Raw genomic sequence first — 23,804 nt, 5'->3', positions numbered from 1 at the left:
CCCTTATTTTCCGTTTCTTGAGTAAATTTTACTAGTGATTTCTTCCCCGAACGCCTCTCTTTGAATTTCAAATAATTGGACAATTCCATCCTGTCCAGCTTTTAGCAATCCTTGAAGCTCGCTGTAAGAAAAAGTGGATTCCTCACCTGTCCCTTGCAGTTCGACAAATTCGCCATTTCCCGTCATGACAATATTCATATCGACAAGTGCCTTTGAATCCTCGATATAATTTAAATCGACAACCACTTGCTTATTCTCTAATATTCCGACACTTGTTGCAGCAAGAAAATCCTTGATTGGATATTTCGCAAGCTTTTTCGTTTTACTAACTTTTTCTAAAGCGAGTGCCATTGCAACGAACGCACCTGTAATCGAAGCTGTTCTTGTACCTCCATCTGCCTGAATGACATCGCAGTCAAGCCAGATCGTTCTTTCTCCGAGCGCTTCAAGATCAACAACCGCACGAAGAGCTCGTCCAATTAAGCGCTGGATTTCCATTGTCCGCCCGGTAATTTTCCCCTTTGCTGATTCTCTAATATTCCTTGTCTCCGTTGCCCTAGGGAGCATGGAGTACTCAGCAGTGATCCATCCTTTCCCCTCTCCCCTCATAAAAGGCGGCACGCGATCATCAATGCTTGCTGTACAAATTACCTTCGTATTTCCAACACTTATTAAAACAGAGCCTTCAGGATGCATTAAATAATTCGTTTCAATATGTATAGGCCTTAATTGTAGCTGTTCACGTCCATCTGCACGCATAAGATGATTCCTCCTAAATAGAAATGCTGAAGCTCGATAGCCTCTAACACAATAAAGAAGAGGTGGCAGAAAATGCCTCCTCTTTTACTTATTCCTATAGTATATCAAAAATCGGATGATTAAAAACTACCTGTGTTCAATTTTTCAGGACGAGTCACTGGCTCTGTCAGCTTTTCTCCCTTTTCATTCACTAGCTCTGCTTTTCCATCAACAGTTATTGCAACACTTTCGATGTCTTTTTGCTCAGTTAATGACAAGACTAATGCATTTAATAAATGCTCAGAAATGATTTTTTCCTCACTGCTATATACAGCTTCGTTAAAATTCAAAGTAATTTTCCCGTTTTCAATTTTCGGATCTTCTAATAGTTTTACATCCGGTAAAAACTCACTATCAAGATTCGACACATAGCTTGGCCCTTTAATGAGTTCATTCACGACAGCTTTGTATTCATTCTTCTCATTATTGGAGACGCGCTTTGTGACCGGAACATAATAATAAGAGCCTTCACTTCCACCAATATAATAAACCGTGACAGGTCTTGTATTATTTATATCAAGAACATCTGTCGTATCGAGATTAATCCCATTTCCTCTGCTATATGATTCCCCAATCGGTGTTCCACCTACAGGCATTTCATTCAATGCATTTCCGTTTAGCTGAAACTTAACTTTATCAACAGAATCAAATTGTGTTAATGTCCATGTGACAGCCTGAAGAATTTTCGATTCATCGTCCACTTGATAATCTTTAAATTCCTTGGAGAAATTGACCGTCGCAACTTTGTCCTTAATATCGACGGATACTTTCGTATCAGCTGGCAGAACCGCCCTGAAATCATTTGGCAGCAGCTCCGTTACTTTGCCATCCTTTACTAGATATTCAAGTGCTTGTGTAGCTACTGATTCTGTTTTTGGCAATTCCAATGTTTGCGGCACAACTAAGCCATCCTTATTAATTAAGTATAGCTCTGTTTGAATCGTTCCAGTTACAGCTTCTTCATTTCCAGCTGTGTCCGTGCCTGTTTCTGTATTGGCTGTTTCCCCTGTCACAGCTGTTTCATCATCTGTATAGGTTACCGATGATTGAGGAGGATCGATTTTTTCTTTTCCTCCGCTTCCAAACAATCCGCATCCAGACAATAAAACGGATGAGACTAAGACTGCAGACACGATTGTTGATTTTTTATTTATGGACATATTTAATCCCTCCAAAGACAGTTTGTACTAACATGTATACGAGCCTGTTTGTAAATTAGACCGCCTTCGGAGAAAAAAATTTGATTTTTCTTAGCTTCTCTTTTTCATAGACCATTCTTTGTCAGCACTGCTTTAATTGAAAAATAATCAACTTCATCAGGCAGTTCTTCCTTAATGGGTTTAAGCTTTTCTGTCCCTACTTTTTGTACCGCTTCTAAAATAAGTACTTCAGTTTCGTCATCAAATATATTTTTCCAGTTAATTTCCTGCCCCTCTCGAACCGCACGCAAGATATGTTCTTGAATCGTAATTGGAGAAAAATTACGAGCTTTCGCAATTTCATTAATTGACATCCCATCAGTATAAGATTGATAGGAATGCAAATAGCTTGGTACATCTGGCTTTTCTTGATTCCTCAAAGGAATATTCTGATCTCTCTCAGAAGTTTTCTTCTCCACTTCGATATTATTCTCAGACATATATTTTTTGATTTCTTCTATGAAAAATACTCCATACTTTTCATATTTCATTTGGCCAACACCTTTAATTTTCAACATTTCGTCTTTCTCTGTAGGGTAATACTGGCTCATTTCTCTTAAAGCTGTATCTGCAAAGACAACGTATGGAGGGACCTTTTCCTGGTCTGCCAGTTGCTTGCGAAGTGTACGAAGAACGATAAATAGATCACTATTTTCTTCAACTGGAGTGTCAAATGCTTGAATCGTCATTTTCATATAAAGCTTTTCCTGTTGCTTTAAAACTGGCAATGATTTTTCACTAAGCTTGACAACCGGGAACTGGCTGTCAGTCAATAGAAGGTAGCCTTCAGCAAGCAAATAGTTAATGATATCACTTATTTCTTTTTCCTTATAATGTTTTAACAGTCCATAAGTAGATAATTCGTTAAAACATAATTCTTTAATTCGCTTATTTTGCGAACCTTTTAAAACCTGGGCAGTAAGTGTTACACCAAATCGCTCCCCCATCCTTTTGATGCAGGAAAAGATCATCAGCGCTTCCTTCGTAATATCTACTTGCTCACGTTTATCCATGCAATTGCTGCATTTCCCGCAAGCCTCCATTTTACTATTTGCATCAAAATACTCAATAATATAGGATTGCAAGCATTTTTCTGTATGGCAGTAGTTCACCATTTGCTTTAATTTATTGTATTCTTGTTCCCGCTTCTGAAAATCTAGATTTGATTCTTCAATTAAAAATTTTTGGAGCTGAATATCCTGTGGAGAAAAAAGTAAATAACAAGAACTTTCTTCTCCATCTCTGCCAGCACGTCCTGCTTCTTGATAATATGCTTCAATGTTTCGGGGAAGGTTATAGTGAATAACAAAACGAACATTCGATTTATCAATCCCCATGCCAAATGCATTTGTTGCGATCATAATATCAGCTTCATCATAAACAAACTTATCCTGCGCCTGTTTCCGGTCTGCTTCTCCCAGCCCAGCATGGTATTTTGCAACGGAATGATTAAGTGTTTTCAAATGATTATAAAGCTGATCTGTCTCTTTTCGGCTAGTAGTGTAAATAATCCCTGAATCATTTGGATGTTTTTTTATAAATTGACTGATAAAATCTCTTTTATTCATGCCCTTTATCATATGAAAAGCTAGATTCTCTCTAGCAAAGCCGGTGATAAAACTATCTCCTTCAGTTATATTTAATAAATTTCGAATATCATCCGCTACATCCTTTGTTGCGGTAGCTGTTAGTGCGGCAATTACAGGTTTTTTATTTAATTTATTTAAATTCATAACGATTGATCGATAGCTCGGTCTGAAATCATGTCCCCATTGTGAGATACAATGTGCTTCATCAAATACAATCATTGAAATATCTAAAGAATTAAGCATATCTAAGAAACTCTCTGATTCAAATCGTTCAGGTGCAACATAAACAAGCTTGAAATCACCTTGGCGTATACCGGACATTCTTTCCTTATATTCCTGACTTGAAAGAGAACTATTTATAAATGTGGCATCTATATTTGCCGCTAATAATGCATCAACTTGATCTTTCATGAGAGAGATTAATGGAGAAATAACAACGGCAAGACCTGGGAGCATAAGAGCTGGGATTTGGAAGCAAAGAGATTTCCCGCCTCCGGTTGGAAGGATCCCGAGGGTATTTGTCTGTTTCAATAGATTACGGATGATCTCTCCTTGACCCGGGCGGAAGGAGGAGTAACCAAAATATTGCTTTAAATAATCTTCAGCTTCTTTCAACAAATCTATCACCTTATTCTCATTCATTTTCTTTATTCTATCATGATTCTATATCAAAAAAACCTTCAGTATGAAGGTTTTAAAGTGTAATTTTTTTTACATTTATGATAGGCAGCTGAAGCCATTCAGCCGCAATCTTTTTAAAAATCGTTCTAGAACCTGTCGTAAAAAATTGGTGCTCCGTTTCATTCTCGTATGAATTAAGCATTTCATAATGAGAGAGAATGGCACTAGCTTCTCTTGCAGTTTCCTCACCAGAGCTAATTACTTTCACTCGATCCCCCATCACATGTTGAATCGGCTGTTCCAGTAGAGGATAATGCGTACATCCTAATATTAAGGTATCTAAATTATGATTTAAAAGGGGCTGCAGCGTTTCGGTAACAACCTTTTTTGCTAAAGGACCACCGTATTCTCCGCTTTCAACAAGCGGAACAAATTTTGGACATGCCAAACTATGCACGACCGCCCTTCTGTTTATTTGCTTTAACGCTTGTTCATATGCCCCGCTTTTTATTGTCCCAATTGTTCCAATTACGCCAATCCTATGATTTTCTGTTTTCTTAATAGCCGCCCTTGCCCCAGGAGAAATAACACCAATGACAGGAATGGATAACTCATTGCGAATTTCATCCAGCACCACGGCTGTTGCAGTATTACAAGCTATTATTAGCATTTTTATATCTTTCGTTAACAGAAATTGAGTTAATTCCCATGTAAACGCTTTTACTTCTTTACCAGGTCTTGGTCCATATGGACAGCGAGCTGTATCGCCTAGGTATACAATATTTTCATTCGGCAGCTGACGCATAACCTCTTTTGCTACAGTCAGCCCTCCGACACCTGAATCAATGATTCCAATTGGTCGTTTCAAACATACCGCCTCATTCTCCGCGCATATCTTGGTGTAATTTCAAAAGATTTGTCTTAAGGAGCTGAACTTCTTCATGTGAAAAATTAATCAGCACCTCTTTTAAGTATAACTGTCTTTTTTGGATAACTTCATCAATAATCCGTTCGCCCTCTTCAAGAAGATGGATGCGGACGACTCTGCGATCATTCGGGTCTTTCACCCGTTTTACAAGTGTATTCTTTTCCATCCGATCAACAAGGTCGGTTGTTGTACTAAATGCAAGATACATTTTATTAGAAAGCTCGCCAATCGTCATATCTCCATCTTCAAAAAGCCACTGTAGAGCAACAAATTGGGGTGGAGTAATCTTGTAATTACTTAAAATTTCGCGGCCTTTTTGTTTAATAATTCCTGATATGTATCGTAGTTCTTTTTCAATTGCTGCCACAGAATCTACTTCTTCGTTAATGATCACATCTTCTAGCTCCATTAGAAACAACTCCCATAATTGCTTTTCTAATCATCTATATCCTACTAAAATGACTTTCTTTTTCATTTATTTTCGCCTTTTTTCGAGTAAATTTCAAGGAGAAATAAAAGCAATAATAAGTCTTGCCAAAAATAATTTTAACCGGCATCCAATAAAATGGATTGCCGGTCTAAATTAAAGTTCTAGCTCTCCCATACGAAGGAGCTCTACAACAGCTTGTGATCGCCCCTTAACACCAAGCTTTTGCATGGCATTCGAAATGTGGTTCCGAACTGTTTTCTCGCTTATAAACAATTCACCAGCGATTTCTCTTGTTGTTTTATCTTGTACTAACAGTTCGAATACTTCTCTTTCTCGTTTGGTGAGTAACGGCTTGTGAGTATATTCGTTCTCCTTCAAGTATTGTAACCCTCCTTGCCTTTCGCCAGCTATGAACCGTGGGGTGGGTATATATTTAGTCACCATATCATATGTCAGGCACGGACCTGAAGTGACTGCAATTCCTTGAAGGAGAACGTTTTATTTTAGAAAATGTGTTTCTGCGTAATTAAGCTTTTATTTTCTCATGATCTTTAAGCAATTTTCGCTGGTCTTCTGTCCAAGGAACACCTTTTCCTACTCTTTTTGACATTTGCACCATTGCCCCTCTACCTGTGAAACAAATCGTGCCATCTTCCTTTTTGCCCATATAGTGAATATCAACTGAAGATTTTCCAATCGAATTTGCCTTCACATATACCTTCAGATTTTCATCAAAAAAGACTTGTTGAAGGAAATCACATTGGAGATCAGCAACAACAGGTATGGTTTCGTTCGTTGGTTTTACCCATTCCTGCATAAAACCCTTATACTTAAAAAATTCGATTCTTGCCATCTCAAAATACGTGAAAGGAACTGTATTGTTTAGGTGGCCGAACATATCTGTTTCCGAGAAGCGGACTTTCATTTCATAATAAAATTCGAAATCCTTTTCCCACTCAGCCATATCAGGAATATAATTTATTTTTGACATTTTCCTACCTCCACTTCAAAATGAATCACCATTCATTATATTTATTATAGATTAATTTGAATTATTTGAAAAGTAGAGTCTCCTATTTTTAGACCTTTCATTAATTTCACGGAAATAATTGCTAATTAAATCTAATAGGCAGGTGTTGACTTCCGCTACAGGTTGCTCGCTTTCCGCGGGGTGGGCGCTGAGCCTCCTCGGAGCACAACGCTCCTACGGGGTCTCACCTGTCCGACTCCTCCCGCAGGAGTCTCGCACCTTCCGCTACAGTCAACCAAGATACTTGGCCAACATTGTTGATACAAAAAAACCCCACTCATATTAAAGAGCGGGGTATTTCTAATATTAAACCTGGTCACTTCCAAAGAAGTTTTTAAATGATTGCAATGTGGCATCACGGTTGACTGCCGCGATGGAAGTTGTAATTGGAATCCCTTTTGGACACGATTGTACACAGTTTTGTGAGTTACCGCAGCCTTGCATACCGCCATCATCCATAAAGGCGTTTAAACGTTCTGCCTTATTCATTGCGCCAGTTGGGTGTGCATTGAATAAACGGACTTGGTTAAAGACAGCTGGTCCCATAAAGTTTGTTTTGCTATTTACATTCGGACATGCTTCTAAACATACGCCACATGTCATACATTTTGATAATTCATATGCCCATTGACGCTTCGGCTCAGGCATACGTGGTCCCGGACCAAGGTCATATGTTCCATCAATAGGAATCCAAGCCTTTACCTTTTTCAAGGAATCAAACATACGGCTTCTATCAACCTGCAAGTCACGGACAACAGGGAAGGTACGCATTGGTTCTAAGCGGATTGGCTGCTCAAGCTGGTCTACAAGAGCTGTACAGGATTGACGAGGCTTGCCATTGATTACCATTGAGCAGGCACCGCAAACTTCCTCAAGACAGTTCATATCCCATGAAACAGGAGCTGTTTGATTTCCTTTCACATCTACCGGGTTACGTCTGATTTCCATTAACGCTGAGATGACGTTCATATTCGGACGATAATCAAGTTCGAACTCTTGTTGGTAAGGGGCAGAATCTGGATTATCTTGACGAGTTATTATAAAGCGAACTGTTTTTTTGTCACTCATCATTACTCTCCCTTTCTATTAATGTTTTTTTGTATAGTCACGTTCACGTGGTTTGATCATGCCAGTATCGACCTCTTCATAATGGAAGGCAGGAGCAGAGTTAGCATCAACGAACTTTGCCATCGTTGTTTTTAAGAACTCTTCATCGTTACGTTTAGGGAATTCTGGCTTGTAATGAGCCCCACGGCTTTCATTACGGTTATAAGCACCAATTGTAATAACACGTGCCAATTGAAGCATGTTTTGCAGCTGACGCGTAAAGAATGCACCTTGATTGCTCCATTTTGATGTATCATTAATGTTAATATTCTGGTAACGCTCCAATAACTCAACAATTTTTTCATCTGTTTTAAGAAGTCTGTCATTATGTCGTACAACTGTCACATTGTCAGTCATCCATTCGCCAAGCTCTTTATGAAGAACGTAAGCATTTTCAGTTCCGTTCATTGACATAATCTTATTCCATTTATCTTCTTCCTGCTTAACAAAACCGTCAAATACAGAAGAAGAAACATCTTCAGCTCGCTTATTAAGACCTGCCATGTATTCCAATGCCTTTGGACCAGCTACCATTCCTCCGAAAATAGCTGAAAGCAATGAGTTTGCACCAAGGCGGTTTGCACCGTGCTGAGAATAATCACATTCTCCAGCAGCAAATAATCCTGGAATATTTGTCATTTGATCATAATCTACCCACAGACCGCCCATTGAATAGTGAACAGCAGGGAATATTTTCATTGGAAGCTTACGTGGGTCATCGCCAGTAAACTTTTCATAAATTTCAATAATTCCGCCAAGTTTCACATCTAGTTCATGAGGATCTTTATGAGAGAGATCAAGGTAAACCATGTTTTCCCCATTAATCCCTAACTTCTGACTCACACAAACATCGAAGATTTCACGTGTTGCAATATCACGAGGAACAAGGTTTCCGTAAGCAGGATACTTCTCTTCTAAGAAATACCATGGTTTTCCGTCCTTATATGTCCAAATACGGCCACCTTCACCACGAGCTGATTCACTCATTAAACGAAGCTTGTCATCCCCAGGAATCGCTGTCGGGTGAATTTGAATGAACTCACCATTCGCATAATAGACGCCTTGCTGATAAACAATAGATGCCGCAGAACCAGTATTGATTACAGAGTTCGTTGATTTTCCAAAGATAATTCCAGGGCCACCCGTCGCCATAATCACCGCATCGCCCGCAAATGATTTAATCTCCATCGAAGTTAGGTTCTGCGCAACAACTCCGCGGCAAATGCCTTCTTCATCAACAACCGCACCTAGAAATTCCCAGCCCTCATACTTTGTTACTAATCCCGAAACTTCATGACGGCGCACCTGCTCGTCCAACGCATAAAGCAATTGCTGACCAGTTGTTGCACCTGCAAACGCTGTACGGTGATGCTGTGTACCTCCGAAACGGCGGAAGTCAAGTAATCCTTCAGGCGTACGGTTAAACATAACTCCCATACGATCCAATAAGTGAATAATTCCTGGTGCCGCTTCTGCCATTGCTTTAACAGGAGGCTGATTGGCTAAGAAGTCTCCGCCATAGATTGTATCGTCAAAATGAATCCATGGTGAATCGCCTTCTCCTTTTGTATTTACCGCTCCGTTAATACCCCCTTGGGCACAAACAGAGTGAGATCGTTTAACCGGCACTAAAGAAAATAATTCAACCGGAGTCCCTGTTTCTGCAACTTTAATTGTTGCCATTAAGCCAGCTAGACCACCGCCGACAACGATAACCTTACCTTTACCCATTGTGACTCACTCCCTAATACTTAGTAAATCCAAACTTTATCAAAGAACCGAACTGAGTTTGATAGTTTTTAATTTTCTATTAAACAAATGCAAAAATCGCACGAATTCCCACAATTGAAAGGGCCACAAAAATACCCATTGTTACATATGTTGAAATTAATTGAGAGCGTGGTGAAATCGTAATCCCCCAGCTAACGCAGAAAGACCAAAGCCCGTTTGCAAAGTGGAAAATTGCCGACACAACACAAATAATGTAGAACCATAGCATAAATGGATTAGACAAGATATTCTCCATCATTTGAAAGTTTACTTCTGCTCCAAAGGCTGCCTGCACACGAGTCTGCCAAACATGCCAAACAATAAATATAAGGGTTATAACTCCAGTTACACGTTGAAGTAAAAACATCCAGTTACGGAAGAAGCCAAATCTGCTCGCATTATTTTTTGCAGTAAAAGCAATATATAGGCCGTAAATTGCATGAAATAATATTGGAAGGAAGATAATAAAAGTCTCTAAAATAATTCGGAACGGAAGATGTTCCATGAAACCAGCCGCTTTGTTAAACGACTCTTCTCCTCCTGTTGCAAAATGATTCACTACAAGATGCTGAATTAAAAACAAGCCAATCGGAATAACACCAAGTAATGAATGCAATCTGCGATTAAAAAACTCTCGATTTCCCGCCATGTTTTACCCCCCTAGATTTTAAAGATGTCAAGGTATCATTTTTCATTTTTTGAAAAATAAGTATTAAATTATTCCACCTAAACATCACCATAAAAATGTTACTGCATTTTCTTACAATTATGTGACATGTCCATTTTACTCTCAACACCATAGAGCGTCAAGGAAACGATTACATAAAATGTTCATAAAAAATAAAATTATTAAAATATATTGGTATTGCAAAATAAAAATAAAAACCCTTATTTTTCAATAAGCCACTATCATGGCTATTTATATTAATATAGCAATAATTTCCTTGAGCAAAAATAACCTTTTTTCCCTGAATAAATGTCTAATTTTCATCTGTTTTGTATATAATAGAAGAATACTAGAAAGAGGGGAATCAAGTTTGAGCGAATCAGCATCTGAAATCATGACACTTGAAAATACAACTGAAACCGTTCCCGTATTCGGTTATGAACTCATTCGGGAAGTTCTTTTGCATGAATTATTAGGAGATGATGCACCAGAGATTTTATACTGGGCAGGAAAAAGACTTGCACGTAAATATCCTATGGAAACTTTTGATGAAATTTCAGCGTTTTTTCAACAAGCAGCTTGGGGCAGCCTAACGATCATTAAAGAGTCAAAAAATGAAATGGAGCTGGAATTATTCAGCCCATTAATTAAACAGCGCTGCAGGGAAAACAGTGAATCTACTTTTCAGCTCGAAGCTGGATTTATTGCACAGCAGATTGAGCTCCAAAAAGAAGTAATCTGTGAGGCATTTGAACATCCTAATAAAAAGAAAAAGGGAAAAATATACTTTACCGTTAAGTGGGATAAAAAGGATACCATTCAGCCCTAAATAATCATTCATGTAAAAAGCTTTCAAGCATTCGAATGCTTGAAAGCTTTTTTACTAGGATATAACTGGAGAACCTGAAAGCTGAAAGGCCTCATGCAATACTTCAACTGCATGAATCATTTCTTCATGCTCTATGACCGTAGATACCTTGATCTCAGAGGTGCTGACCATTTTAACAGCAATATTATTCTCCGCCAATACTTCAAACATTTCAGCTGCTACCCCTGGGTTTGAAACCATTCCTGACCCCACAATCGATACTTTGGCAAGTCCAGCCTCTGATTCTATCCGTTCATAATTCAGCTTCTTCTTACTGTCTTCTAGTACATGAATCGTTTCTGCCAAATCTTCATTTTTAATTGAAAAAGATAAGTTAGTCAATTGTTCTGCTAGTGTGCTCTGTATAATAATATCTACATTTATATGATTTTTGGCTAATTCAGTAAAAATTACAGATAGCCCTGTTAAGGAATTCGGCATGCCAATAACAGTTACTCTCGTAATATTATCTTCAAAGGCTACTCCCCGTACTACTAAATTTTGTTCCATTGCCGCTTCCTCCTCAATAATCGTACCTGCTTCTTTTTCTATACTTGACCTGACTTCTAACAGTATTTGATAGTTTTTGGCAAACTCAACTGCTCTTGGATGTAAAACACCTGCACCTAAATGGGCAAGCTCTAGCATTTCGTCATATGATACCGCCAAAAGCTTTCTTGCATCTTTAACATAGCGGGGATCTGTTGTAAAAACACCAGTCACATCCGTGAATATTTCACATTTATCCGCATTAAGTGCCGCAGCCAAAGCTACAGCAGTTGTATCAGACCCGCCTCTGCCTAGGGTTGAAATAGCCCCTTCCTCCGTTATTCCCTGGAATCCAGCCACAACAACAATTGTCCCCTCTGCCAGTTCTTTTTCTACTTTTTCTGTATTTATACCTATTATTCTAGCATTCCCATGAACAGGCTCTGTCTTAATTCCTGCCTGCCAGCCAGTGAGAGATATAGCTGGATACCCTCTTTCTGTTAATGCCATTGCTAATAATGAAATGGTGATCTGCTCCCCAGTTGTTAAAAGCATGTCCATTTCTCTTCTGCTCGGCTGTGAAGAAATTCCTTTTGCGAGATCAACGAGATGATCAGTCGATTTTCCCATTGCTGATACGACGACAACAACATTGTTTCCTTTTTCTCTTTCCTCGATTACCCGACTTGCCACGCCTTGAATTTTCTTAGCATCTCCTACTGAGGTTCCACCAAATTTCTGCACGATTACTCCCACTTTATTCCCTCTCTCTGCCTTTTCTTGTGGCTGATTTCTTCTTACTTATACTCATCCTCTAAAACCTATTTAGTACGAATGAATTTTGGGCATAGAAAAAAGCAATGAGAATCTATCCCATTGCTGTGAGTCACCCGTATAAAAAGACATACGTGCACACAGTGAGATAGCTCTCCAAGATATTAATTATCTTGACAATCTTGCATTTATTAAATGCAAAACCAGCAAAGAAAGCGATGAGACTTTCTTCACTTCGGCAAACATTCCCTTTCAAAGCTTTTCATTGAAGCTCATTCTTCTCCAAGCCTTTACTTATGAAGTTTGCACCTCTACCTTCACTTTAACGTTATAAAGTGATATTAAATTTTCAGTAATTATAGCATATTCATTTTTTTCAAACAATACTATTCTTGCAATTTTTTCATTAATTCCTCCGCTACATTTACCGGAATGCCAATTTGTGTGAACTCTTCGATCGTTGCTTCTTTCATTTTCTTTATAGATCCAAACGTTTTTAACAGCTGTTTTTTTCGTTTTTCGCCAATTCCCGGGATATCATCAAGCATCGATTGAAATGCACTTTTTCCACGAAGCTGTCTATGGAAGGTGATTGCAAAACGATGTACTTCATCTTGAATCCTTTGCAGCAAATAAAATTCCTGGCTGTTTCGTGCCAATGGAATGATTGCAAGCGGATTTCCGTATAGGAGCTGGGATGTCCGATGCTTCTCATCCTTAACTAGTCCTGAAATAGGAATATCTAGATTCAGCTCATTTTCTAGTATATCTCTTACCGCTTCAACATGCCCTTTGCCTCCATCAATAATGATTAAATCCGGGAGAGCCAAGCCTTCCTTCAGCACACGTGTATAACGCCTGCGAACAACCTCCCTCATAGATTCATAATCATCAGGACCTTGGACAGATTTTATTTTGTATTTTCGATATTCCCTTTTTTCTGGTTTGCCGTCGATAAAAACAATCATCGCAGAAACTGGATCTGTTCCTTGAATATTGGAATTATCAAATGCCTCAATTCGGTGCGGGGTATAAATTCCAAGCTGCTGACCTAGGCTTTCTACCGCCTTAATCGTTCGATCCTCATCACGCTCAATTAGAGAGAACTTCTCCTTCAATGCTATCTTCGCATTTTTATATGCAAGCTTTACCAATTCTTTTTTCTGTCCACGCTGAGGGACTAAAACTTTAACCTCCAAAAATTCTGCTGCCATTTCAGCATTGATGGAGTCTGGAACCAAGATTTCACGTGGCTTAAAATGGTTGGCTTTTGAGTAAAATTGACCAAGAAAGGTCAACATTTCTTCTTCTGGCTCATTATGGATCGGAAACATCGATACATCACGCTCGATTAATTTCCCCTGTCTAATAAAGAAAACTTGTACACACATCCATCCTTTGTCGACCGCATAACCAAACACATCACGATCAGTCATATCTGTAGAAGTAATCTTTTGTTTTTCCATTGTCGCATCAATATGAGCAATCTTATCTCGAAATTCCTTTGCCCTTTCAAAATCCAGCTCTTCAGCAGCTGCCGTCATCTTCTCTGTTAAATCCTTTTTAATATCCTTATAGCCCCCGTTAAGAAACTTTGTAATCTCATCAACCATCTGTTTATATTCCTGTTCGCCTACCTCGTTCACACATGGTGCGAGACATTGTCCTAAATGGTAATATAGGCAAACTCGGTCAGGCAAGGTTGTACATTTCCTTAATGGATAAATCCGATCTAATAGCTTCTTCGTCTCATTTGCTGCTTGTACATTTGGATAAGGACCGAAATATTTCCCTTTATCTTTTTTTACTTTTCTTGTTGTAATCAGGCGCGGATGCCTCTCTGCTGTTAATTTAATAAAAGGATAGCTTTTATCATCCTTAAGCATAACATTATATTTCGGATCATATTTTTTAATTAAATTCATTTCAAGAATGAGTGCTTCCATATTGGAGGAGGTTACAATATATTCGAGGTCTTCAATTTCATTTACAAGCCTTAATGTCTTCCCGTCGTGTGATCCTGTAAAATAAGAGCGGACTCGATTTTTTAATACTTTTGCTTTCCCAACATAAATGATCGTCCCTTGACGGTCTTTCATTAAATAACAGCCCGGCTGATCAGGCAGGAGCATTAATTTATTTTTTATAATTTCATTCATCCGATGTCACCTCCCGAGGATATTCCTAAATTGATCATACAAAAATCCCCGGCTTAAATAAAGCCGAGGATTTTAATTATTTTTTTTTATGCTCTTTTCCCATAGATTGTTGTTTTTGTTAATGAATTTAGCCCGTTGATTTCCGCTACGGGCACTTGCTTTCCGCGGGGAGGAACGGGAGCCTCCTCGACGCTTTGCGTCTGCGGGGTCTCCCGCTCCCACTCCTCCCGCAGGAGTCAAGTGCCCTCCGCTCCAATCAACTCTGCAAATTTACAAAAACAACCTTATTTATTTACGCATGTTTGCTAAGAAGTTCAACAAGTGCTTCTTTCGGCTGGAAGCCAACAACCTTATCCACAACTTCTCCGTCTTTAAGAACTAGTAAAGTTGGAATACTCATCACACCGTATTTAGCTGCTGTTCCTTGATTTTCATCCACATCAAGCTTAACGATTTTTACTTTATCACCCATTTCAGCATCCACTTCTTCTAATACTGGAGCGATCATTTTACATGGTCCACACCATGGAGCCCAGAAATCTACAAGCACTGCGCCTGAAGCCGTTTCATTAGTAAAAGTTTGATCTGTCACATTTGTAATTGCCATATTTATTTCCTCCTAAAAAATTCTACTCAAATTCTAACGACAGTATATCATCGTTTATGTAATGATGCTATCTATTTGCTTCAAATTGTAATTTCCCCTTAAAGCCTTTTTAATATGCAGAACAATAGCAAAGCCCTACGTAATGAAGAAAACGAGCGGCACAGGCCGCCCGTATTGTTATTAAGCATTTACTAATATTTTTCGAAACTCTTCTGTTAGCATCGGTACAACTTCAAATAAATCGCCGACAATTCCATAATCAGCTACTTTAAAGATATTTGCTTCTGGATCTTTATTGATGGCAACAATTACTTTAGAATTAGACATTCCTGCAAGATGCTGAATCGCACCTGAAATTCCACATGCAATATAAAGATCAGGAGTAACTACTTTTCCTGTTTGGCCAATCTGTAAGGAGTAATCGCAATAATCCGCATCACACGCTCCACGAGAGGCGCCAACAGCACCATTTAAAACTTTTGCAAGCTCTTTTAATGGTTCAAATCCTTCTTCACTCTTCACTCCACGTCCACCGGCGATAATTACTTTTGCTTCGGATAAATCAACGCCTTCACTTGCTTTGCGCACAACCTCTTTAATAACGGTACGAAGATCTTTAATATCAACTGATAGAGAAGATGCCTCTCCAGTTCTAGATTCGTCTTTTTCTAATGGGCTAATATTATTGGGACGAATCGTTGCAAAAACTAAACCATCTGTAACGATTTTCTTCTCAAAAGCTTTACCAGAGTAAATTGGTCTAGTAAAAACTAAATTTCCGCCAGCAACTTCTAAGCCGGTAACATCAGAAATTAAGCCTGAATTTAATTTCGCCGCAACTTTAGGAGCAAGGTCCTTGCCTAATGATGTATGACCGAATACTAGACCTTCTGGACTTTCAGCATCAACAATTGCCATCAATGCTTGTGAGTATCCGTCTGGTGTATATTGCTTTAATTTTTCATCTTCAACTGTAATTACACGATCCGCACCATAGTGGATTAACTCTCCGGATAAAGCGCTTACAGAATCGCCAATTAGAACACCGACAACTTCTCCGCCTTCTGATGCTATTTTTGCTGCTGCTACTGCTTCAAAAGATACATTACGCAATGATCCATCACGGACCTCACCTAATACGATAATTTTTCTAGCCATTCGAGTTTTACCCCCTGCGTTCATATTCTTGAATATTCGATCAGACTACTTTCGCTTCTGTATGAAGAAGATTCACGAGTTCTTTTACTTGATCAGCAAGCTCGCCTTCAAGCACCTTCCCTGCTTCTTTCTTTGGCGGCAAATAGATTTCAATTGTTTTTGTTTTTGCTTCTACATCAGCTTCTTCAAGATCAAGATCATCAAGCTCAAGTTCATCAAGCGGCTTTTTCTTCGCTTTCATAATCCCCGGAAGTGAAGGATAACGAGGTTCATTTAATCCTTGTTGTGCAGTAACTAAAAGTGGAAGAGTTGTTTCAATAACTTCAGAATCTCCCTCTACGTCACGTACAACTGTTGCATTGCTTCCAGCAATATCCAGCTTCGTAATTGTCGTTACATAAGGGATATTCAGAAGCTCTGCTACTCGTGGTCCAACTTGGCCAGAACCGCCATCAATTGCAACATTACCTGCAATGATTAAGTCAGCATCCTTATCCTTTAAATATTCAGATAGAATTTTCGCAGTCGTAAATTGATCTCCATAATCTAAATCATCTTCTGTATTAATTAAAACGGCTTTATCTGCTCCCATTGCTAATGCCGTTCGCAGCTGCTTTTCTGTTTCTTCATTCCCTACAGAAACAACAGTAACTTCTCCACCTTGTGCATCACGCACTTGGATTGCTTCTTCTATTGCATATTCATCATACGGATTAATAATAAATTCTGCACCATCTTCATTTATTTGCCCACCTGAAATCGTGATTTTTTCCTCTGTATCAAAGGTTCTTTTCATTAAAACATAGATGTTCATGATTTCCCTCCTAATTATAAAAAGTGGAAGCCCTTCACCAGAGGCAGTAAATAGATACCCCTAGGTTCTAGAAGCTAGTAAGTGACAAATAGAAACATTTCACCACTTCAAAAGATTATGATAATTTATTGCATAAAAAGAGATAAGAATCTCCCTTTACAAACTATTATAATAGATAACTAGTTCTTTGAAAACGAATATTCATGCAATTTCTATTTGCCTGTAAACTTCGGTTCTCTTTTTTCGATAAAAGCTGAGATTCCTTCTTTTCCATCATTAGAAACGAACACTTCTCCAAAGAGCTCTGCTTCCTTTTTGACCCCATCTAGGAACTTGTCTGTTTTGGAATAATTTAATAGTTCGATTGCAGCTTTAATAGAAACAGGGCTTTTCTTGGCAATTTTCTTTGCCAATTTATAAGCATTTTCTAAAAGCTCGCTTTCCGGATACGCATGGTTGGCTAATCCGTATTGAACAGCCTCTAGTCCTGTGATCGGCTCACTCGTAAACAGCATTTCAGCAGCTCTTGCAGCACCGACATATCGAGGCAAACGCTGAGTCCCAGCAAATCCAGGTATTAGTCCTAGCTGCAGCTCTGGCAATCCTAGCTTTGCATTATCCGCAACTAGCCTGAAATGGCATCCCATTGCAAGCTCTAAACCACCGCCAAGAGCGGCCCCATGAATGGCTGCAATAATAGGCTTTGGAAATCTTTCCATTCGTTCAAAAAGGTCTTGCCCATATGTAGACAATTTAGCGAATGCATCGCCCGTTTCAATTGTAGTGAATTCCTTAATATCAGCTCCTGCAGAAAAGAATCGGCCCTCACCCTGAATCAAAACCACTCGAATCTCATCATTTGATTCTACTTCATCAAGTACAGCAGATAATTCCTTTAACACGCCTGATGAAAGAGCGTTTGCAGGCGGTCTGTTAATCGTAATCGTTGCAACCATATCCTGATAAGACCAATTTAAAAATTCCATTTCCATCCCCCTTTTTGGCTGACTGTGCTAGCTCCTCATGAACCCATTAAGAAGTAACTTGTGAACCGGGTCTGCTAAAGCTGTGATGTCATACTTTTGATCATTCATCACCCATGTGGTAGCTGTCTCGTCCATCGTACCAAAAATCATCTGCCTAGCCAACCTTATATCAAGAGTGGAAGAAAATTCGCCGCTTTCTTTTCCATTCATTAAAATTTGTTCGATTAAGGCAAGATACCCTTTTAGCACTTCATTTATTTTATGACGGAGATCTATGTTTGATTGTCGCAGCTCTAATTGAGTGACAATTGCCAGATGCCTGTCATCTGAAAGAATTTGAAAATGTGTTTCTACAATCATTCGCAATTTCTCGGCAGCAGATTCTGTCCCTACAATTTTCTCTTCTGCCATTTCTACAAAATTACCCATTTTTTCTTGAAAGAGAGAGATTAATATATCTTCTTTATTCTTGAAATATAAGTAGATGGTTCCATCAGCTACACCAGCCTGTTTAGCAATTTTTGAAACTTGAGCCTGGTGGTAGCCATTTTCTGCGATAACAATGACAGCCGCATCAATGATTTGGCGATATTTCGGTTTATTCTTTTTCAAACTTTCCCTCCTCCAAGAAATGCGCAAGCGCCTTGGTCATCACCGTACAAACTGGAAGGGCCGGTTCTTTCGATAAAGGAAACACGGTGAGCGAGAGCGAACCGATGTTGACTTATCGTAGGGAGGGGACCTGAAGTTTGATAGGTGATAGGCGCTGAAGCTAGACAACTCCCAAAGACAAAAATTATTTACTTTCTTATCTTTGACAATTTCAAGCTATTACTTTGATGTGTATATATAGAGCATTTTTGATAATGAATGAATCATCATTCATATTTTTATAATAGTGGCACTATTCATTTCTGTCAAGAAATTACGGGATAAATATTATTATAACCGACTTCATTTAGAATAACTACTGTAGAGAATACGGACAAGCTAATAAGTTCGAAAATAAAGAGCCGATAAATCGGTCTCTGGATTAAGCCCGTTTTTCTTGTTCAGCTTGAATCTTCTTTTTATCTTCATCCACTAATGCTCTTCTCAGAATTTTGCCAACCGCTGTTTTCGGAAGCTCATCACGAAATTCATAAATTCTAGGTGCCTTAAACGCAGCAAGATGCTTTCTAGCAAATTTATTTAGCTCTTCCTCACTAACAGTCGCCCCATCTTTCAAAACAATATAAGCTTTAACTGTTTCTCCCCGATAAGGGTCTGGTACACCAGCTGCAACAACTTCCTGTACTGCTGGATGTTCATAAAGAACCTCTTCTATTTCTCGAGGATAAATATTGTAGCCCCCAGCAATAATCATATCTTTCTTCCGATCAACAACATAGAAATATCCGCTTTCATCCATATAACCAAGATCGCCTGTTAGGAGCCAGCCATCCCTTAATGTATCTGCCGTATCATCTGGGCGATTCCAATACCCTTTCATAACTTGCGGGCCTTTAACAGCTATTTCTCCTACTTCACCTGGCGGCAATTGCTCACCTGTTTCCATTGAAAAAATAGCAGCATCTGTATCCGGCCATGGCACGCCAATGCTTCCTTTTACACGTGGGCGATCCCAAAGGAAGTTTGCATGTGTAACAGGAGAGGATTCTGTTAGCCCGTACCCTTCAACAAGCTTTCCGCCAGTCACTTCTTCAAATTTTTGCTGGACTTCAACTGGCAGTGCCGCCGAGCCGCTAATACATGAATCAATCGATGATAGGTCATACTTTTTCAAATCTGGATGGTTCAATAGACCAATATAGATGGTTGGTGCTCCAGGAAATAATGTTGGCCGCTGTTTTTGAATCGTTTTAAGTGTCGTCTCAGCATCGAATTTCGGGAGCAATACCATTTTATTAGCATCCATCACGGACAAAATTAAAACGGTGGTCATCCCGTATACATGGAAGAACGGTAAAATCCCCAATACAACTTCCTGTCCTGGTGTTGTTTTATACAACCACGCACGGCACATGGCAGCATTCGAAACAAGATTTCGATGAGTAAGCATCACACCTTTTGGAAAACCTGTTGTCCCCCCAGTGTATTGTAATAAGGCTAAATCCTCTTCGAAATCAAAGTCATACTCCTTTAGCTTTCGATTTGGCTGCTTTAATATTTCAGTTAATAAATGATGATTGCCTTCATGCTTAACGTTCACAACTATTCCATACTGCTTTTTTTGAATAAATGGATAGATCAAGTTTTTTGGAAAGGGGAGGAAGTCTTTGATAGCGGTTACAATTACATGCTGCAAATCCGTTTGAGCCATCACTTTTGTTACACGCGGAAATAATATATCCATTGTGATGATTGCCTTTGCACCTGAATCTTTCATTTGGTATTCAAGCTCACGTTCCATATAAAGCGGATTCGTTTGAACAACCACTCCTCCAGCCATTAATATTCCATAATAGCTTATCACTGCAGCCGGCATATTCGGCAGCATAATGGCTACCCGATCGCCTTTTTCAATTCCCATTTCTTGTAGATACCCAGCAAATTTCAATGCAGATTCATAGATTTCACTAAAGGTATATTCCTTGCCCATAAAGTGAATAGCGATTTTATTCGGATGCTCATCTGCAGCCTTTTTTAAATAATCCTGGACGGATTGCTTTATATAATTCAAAGTTGAGGGGATTTCGTCCGGATAATTTTTAAGCCATGGCTTTTGTTCTAACATTGTAGTCCCTCCTTTATACTAAATAAATTTTTCGAACATTCAAACTGTTCGCTCCTATTATAATATAATGAGGATTACATGACAATTAGAATAAGCCTAAACGCTTATATGGAAATTAAACATATATAAAAAATCGCCATATGAATATGACGATTTACTTAAAAAAGTTATTAATGATTAGGCTTAAAAAAACACATAATAAGCACCTAGCAGAATAAATACACCACATAGGACAAATAATACTTTTGCTAATTTTTCCACGTGAATGATCGCTCCTTAAGAAATTCCAGCACCAATAATATAGGACAAGCCAATTGAAATAATCATTGAAATTAAGCCAACAGCCTTATTATTATTTTCGATTTCCTTGTCTATATTGAATTTTGGAGTTAAAAATTCAAATATAAAATAACCGATAAGCAGAAGGATAAATCCAAAGACCCCCCAGCTGATCATCATTAGCAATTTATCATTATGCATAATGGAATGCCGAAAAACATTAGCAATTCCAAAGATTTTCCCCCCGGTAGCCATAGCAACTGCGACGTTTCCATTTTTTATTTCTTCCCAGTTTTTGTATTTTGTGACCAGTTCAAAAATGGCCAGAAAAACAATCATACAGAGGATAACAACACTAAAATACCCAGCCGTTTGCACAAACTCATTTTCCCAGAATTGGTTCATACCCATTCTCCCCGCCAATTATTTAAATTCTACTACGGTGACACCAGAACCGCCTTCACCAGCTTCACCAAAGCGAATATTCTTAACTGCACGATGATTGCGTAAATATTCCTGTACTCCTTGTCTTAACGCACCTGTTCCTTTTCCGTGGATAATAGAAACACGAGGGTAAGCAGCTAAAAGTGCATCATCAATATATTTCTCAACACGCAGCAAGGCATTTTCGTATCGCTCTCCCCTTAAGTCTAATTCAAGACTAACATGGAAATCTCTTCCCTTTACAATCGCCATTGGTTTTGTTTCAACTGGTTTTGGACTTTTAATGAACTCTAAATCTTTTTCAGCGACTTTCATTTTCAGGATTCCTATTTGCACTTGCCACTCGTTGTCAGAGGTCTTTTTAATGAGATGCCCCTTTTGATCAAAGCTTAATACCTTAACTTCATCCCCTTTAGTAAAGGTGTGTTTTTCTTTCCCTTTTACTGATATTTTCGTTTTGTTTATTTTCGGTGCTGCTTCTTCTAATCGTCTTTTTGCATCAATAAGTTCATGTTCTTTTATTTCTGCAGCCTTTTCAATGCGCATTTTTCTTAAATCGCTAATGATTTTCTCTGCTTCAGCTTTTGCTTGCTCAATAATCGCAGCGGCTTTTTCAGCGGCTTTTTCATGAAGTGTATCCTTTTGATCATAAAATTCAATCATTTGCTTCTGCAAATCCTTATGCAGCTTTTCGGCACTTTTTAGGAAGTCATTTGCTTCTTCCCGCTCAGTCTCGGCAATCCTTTTGCTCTCTTCCAATGAGGCAATCATATTTTCAACCTGATTGCTGTCTGCGCTAATATAGGAACGCGCAGTCCGAATCACCTCATCATTTAAACCTAGCCTTTTGGATATTTCAAACGCATTGCTTCGCCCTGGTACGCCAATTAACAGCTTGTATGTAGGACTCAATGACTCAATATCAAATTCTACACTCGCGTTAATGACTCCTTCTCGATTATAGCCGTATGCCTTCAATTCAGGGTAATGAGTTGTTGCTATTACCCTTGCTCCTCGTTTATACACTTCATCAAGAATCGAGATAGCAAGTGCAGCTCCTTCTTGCGGATCTGTACCCGCTCCTAATTCATCAAAAAGAACAAGGCTGTTATCATCCACTTTATTTAGGATATCAACGATATTCACCATATGTGATGAGAAGGTACTTAGACTCTGCTCTATTGATTGTTCATCCCCAATATCGGCATAAACAGCACCGAAGACAGCTGTTTCAGACCCATCCAATGCAGGGATCTGCAAGCCTGCTTGTGCCATTAACGTACATAAGCCAACCGTCTTTAATGTGACTGTTTTCCCGCCCGTATTTGGACCTGTAATAACAATGGTTGTAAAGTCTTTCCCTAATGTCACATCATTAGCCACTACCTCATCAGCTGGAATAAGCGGATGACGTGCTTTAAATAGAGAAATTCGGCCTTCATTATTTACTTGTGGCATTGTTCCCTTCATTCGTTTACTGTAACGAGCCTTAGCAAACATAAAATCAATTTCCGCCAGCACGTCAACAATGATTTCAAGCTCCGCACTTTCTTCAGAAACCTTACCCGAAAGTTCAATCAAAATTCGTTCAACTTCCTGCTGTTCCTTCACACGTATTTCCTGAAGTTCATTATTTAATTGAACGATCGATTGCGGTTCAATAAATAATGTTTGCCCAGAGGAACTTTGATCATGAACAATTCCGCCGTAATGTCCCTTATACTCCTGCTTAACCGGGATAACGAAGCGGTCATTTCGAATCGTAATAATCGCATCAGAAAGCATCTTCTGTGCATTTGAAGAACGAATCATACTTTCTAGCCGCTCACGCACTCGCGATTCCTTCGTACGTAATTGATTGCGGAGAGATCGAAGGGCTTCGCTCGCACTATCAAGCACTTCCCAATTATCATCTATGGCATTTTTTATTGTTGTTTCTAAATTAGCTAGCACATTGTATCTGCTCACGTAGTCTAACAAGATGGGGAGGCTGCTTCTTTCATCCACAAATTCTTCAATAAACCTTTTGATTTGTCTGCTTGCATGGATGGTGCTCGCAACTTGAGTCAGTTCTTGTGGGCTGAGCATTCCACCTATAACAGACCGTTTAACATGCGGGCGAATATCAAAGATTCCTCCAAGAGGCACATTTCCTTTTATACGCAATACTTTAACCGCCTCATCTGTTTCCTCTTGCCAGCGTACTACCTCGGCATAGTCAATTGACGGCATTAAACTTTCCGCTTTTCTTTTCCCTAGTGAAGAGGACACATGTTCAACTAGCTGATCCTTCACTTTATGAAATTCAAGTACTCTTAAAATACGTTCCTGCATGAGGATTCTACCTCCT

The 23,804-nt window shown here is 39.0% G+C and carries 21 protein-coding genes and 1 riboswitch; of the genes, 1 reads left to right on the top strand and 20 read right to left on the bottom strand.

Translation table 11 applies throughout. The features are described 5' to 3' along the window. Positions 1 to 3: 3 nt before the first annotated feature. From rph to FI644_RS15935, 10 genes are all read right to left on the bottom strand, one after another. A complete protein-coding gene (rph, locus tag FI644_RS15980; RefSeq protein ID WP_053477214.1) occupies positions 4 to 759 on the bottom strand; it encodes a ribonuclease PH in 756 nt (251 codons plus the stop codon). Positions 760 to 878: 119 nt separating this feature from the next. Continuing rightward, complete coding sequence (locus FI644_RS15975; RefSeq protein ID WP_053477215.1) at positions 879 to 1,958, bottom strand: GerMN domain-containing protein; 1,080 nt, start codon at positions 1,956 to 1,958, stop codon at positions 879 to 881. Between the two features lie 104 nt (positions 1,959 to 2,062). Then, on the bottom strand, positions 2,063 to 4,204 hold the full coding sequence (gene recQ, locus FI644_RS15970) for a DNA helicase RecQ (protein WP_053477216.1): 2,142 nt from the start codon (positions 4,202 to 4,204) through the stop codon (positions 2,063 to 2,065). Between the two features lie 76 nt (positions 4,205 to 4,280). Next, positions 4,281 to 5,075, bottom strand: coding sequence for a glutamate racemase (racE, locus tag FI644_RS15965; RefSeq protein WP_053477217.1), 795 nt, complete (start codon positions 5,073 to 5,075; stop codon positions 4,281 to 4,283). A 10-nt stretch (positions 5,076 to 5,085) separates the two neighbouring features. Continuing rightward, positions 5,086 to 5,544 carry a MarR family winged helix-turn-helix transcriptional regulator gene (locus tag FI644_RS15960; RefSeq protein ID WP_053477218.1) on the bottom strand — a complete coding sequence of 153 codons (459 nt, stop codon included), beginning with the start codon at positions 5,542 to 5,544 and terminating at the stop codon, positions 5,086 to 5,088. A 174-nt stretch (positions 5,545 to 5,718) separates the two neighbouring features. Then, a complete protein-coding gene (locus FI644_RS15955; RefSeq protein ID WP_009333184.1) occupies positions 5,719 to 5,943 on the bottom strand; it encodes a helix-turn-helix domain-containing protein in 225 nt (74 codons plus the stop codon). A gap of 148 nt (positions 5,944 to 6,091) precedes the next feature. After that, positions 6,092 to 6,556, bottom strand: a complete 465-nt coding sequence (locus FI644_RS15950) for an acyl-CoA thioesterase (protein WP_053477219.1) — start codon at positions 6,554 to 6,556, stop codon at positions 6,092 to 6,094. A 345-nt stretch (positions 6,557 to 6,901) separates the two neighbouring features. Beyond that, positions 6,902 to 7,663 carry a succinate dehydrogenase iron-sulfur subunit gene (sdhB, locus tag FI644_RS15945; protein WP_053477220.1) on the bottom strand — a complete coding sequence of 254 codons (762 nt, stop codon included), beginning with the start codon at positions 7,661 to 7,663 and terminating at the stop codon, positions 6,902 to 6,904. An 18-nt stretch (positions 7,664 to 7,681) separates the two neighbouring features. Then, positions 7,682 to 9,433, bottom strand: a complete 1,752-nt coding sequence (gene sdhA / locus FI644_RS15940) for a succinate dehydrogenase flavoprotein subunit (RefSeq protein ID WP_053477221.1) — start codon at positions 9,431 to 9,433, stop codon at positions 7,682 to 7,684. A 79-nt stretch (positions 9,434 to 9,512) separates the two neighbouring features. Continuing rightward, on the bottom strand, positions 9,513 to 10,121 hold the full coding sequence (locus FI644_RS15935) for a succinate dehydrogenase cytochrome b558 subunit (RefSeq protein WP_053477222.1): 609 nt from the start codon (positions 10,119 to 10,121) through the stop codon (positions 9,513 to 9,515). Between the two features lie 388 nt (positions 10,122 to 10,509). Between FI644_RS15935 and FI644_RS15930 the strand changes: the two genes are divergently transcribed. Beyond that, positions 10,510 to 10,968, top strand: a complete 459-nt coding sequence (locus FI644_RS15930; RefSeq protein WP_053477223.1) for a YslB family protein — start codon at positions 10,510 to 10,512, stop codon at positions 10,966 to 10,968. 54 nt (positions 10,969 to 11,022) lie between these two features. Here FI644_RS15930 and FI644_RS15925 read toward each other — a convergent pair whose 3' ends face one another. The 10 genes from FI644_RS15925 to FI644_RS15880 all read right to left on the bottom strand — a co-directional run bounded on the left by FI644_RS15925 (position 11,023) and on the right by FI644_RS15880 (position 23,788). Further along, the gene (locus tag FI644_RS15925) at positions 11,023 to 12,252 is read right to left on the bottom strand and encodes an aspartate kinase (RefSeq protein ID WP_053477224.1); all 1,230 of its coding nucleotides are present in this window, start codon (positions 12,250 to 12,252) and stop codon (positions 11,023 to 11,025) included. A 159-nt stretch (positions 12,253 to 12,411) separates the two neighbouring features. Continuing rightward, a riboswitch (Lysine riboswitch) is annotated at positions 12,412 to 12,592 on the bottom strand. Between the two features lie 64 nt (positions 12,593 to 12,656). After that, the gene (gene uvrC / locus FI644_RS15920; protein ID WP_053477225.1) at positions 12,657 to 14,429 is read right to left on the bottom strand and encodes an excinuclease ABC subunit UvrC; all 1,773 of its coding nucleotides are present in this window, start codon (positions 14,427 to 14,429) and stop codon (positions 12,657 to 12,659) included. A gap of 292 nt (positions 14,430 to 14,721) precedes the next feature. After that, positions 14,722 to 15,036, bottom strand: coding sequence for a thioredoxin (gene trxA, locus FI644_RS15915; protein ID WP_142108604.1), 315 nt, complete (start codon positions 15,034 to 15,036; stop codon positions 14,722 to 14,724). Positions 15,037 to 15,216: 180 nt separating this feature from the next. Further along, positions 15,217 to 16,194, bottom strand: coding sequence for an electron transfer flavoprotein subunit alpha/FixB family protein (locus tag FI644_RS15910; protein ID WP_053477227.1), 978 nt, complete (start codon positions 16,192 to 16,194; stop codon positions 15,217 to 15,219). 40 nt (positions 16,195 to 16,234) lie between these two features. Beyond that, positions 16,235 to 17,008 carry an electron transfer flavoprotein subunit beta/FixA family protein gene (locus tag FI644_RS15905; RefSeq protein ID WP_053477228.1) on the bottom strand — a complete coding sequence of 258 codons (774 nt, stop codon included), beginning with the start codon at positions 17,006 to 17,008 and terminating at the stop codon, positions 16,235 to 16,237. Positions 17,009 to 17,220: 212 nt separating this feature from the next. Further along, positions 17,221 to 17,994, bottom strand: coding sequence for an enoyl-CoA hydratase (locus FI644_RS15900; RefSeq protein WP_053477229.1), 774 nt, complete (start codon positions 17,992 to 17,994; stop codon positions 17,221 to 17,223). Between the two features lie 27 nt (positions 17,995 to 18,021). Further along, positions 18,022 to 18,606: a fatty acid metabolism transcriptional regulator FadR gene (gene fadR / locus FI644_RS15895; protein ID WP_053477230.1), complete on the bottom strand. Its 585-nt coding sequence runs from the start codon at positions 18,604 to 18,606 to the stop codon at positions 18,022 to 18,024. A gap of 421 nt (positions 18,607 to 19,027) precedes the next feature. Further along, entirely contained in the window at positions 19,028 to 20,731 is a 1,704-nt protein-coding gene (locus FI644_RS15890; RefSeq protein WP_053477231.1) for a long-chain-fatty-acid--CoA ligase, read from the bottom strand. A 276-nt stretch (positions 20,732 to 21,007) separates the two neighbouring features. Beyond that, positions 21,008 to 21,415, bottom strand: a complete 408-nt coding sequence (locus tag FI644_RS15885; protein ID WP_053477232.1) for a DUF350 domain-containing protein — start codon at positions 21,413 to 21,415, stop codon at positions 21,008 to 21,010. Between the two features lie 18 nt (positions 21,416 to 21,433). Continuing rightward, complete coding sequence (locus FI644_RS15880; RefSeq protein WP_053477233.1) at positions 21,434 to 23,788, bottom strand: endonuclease MutS2; 2,355 nt, start codon at positions 23,786 to 23,788, stop codon at positions 21,434 to 21,436. Positions 23,789 to 23,804: the final 16 nt, after the last annotated feature.

Origin of the sequence: Cytobacillus solani (assembly GCF_006704205.1) — a bacterium.
Lineage (GTDB): Bacteria > Bacillota > Bacilli > Bacillales > Cytobacillaceae > Cytobacillus > Cytobacillus solani.
The sequence above is the reverse complement of the archived record's forward strand: the minus strand, read 5'-3'. Positions and strand labels throughout refer to the sequence as shown.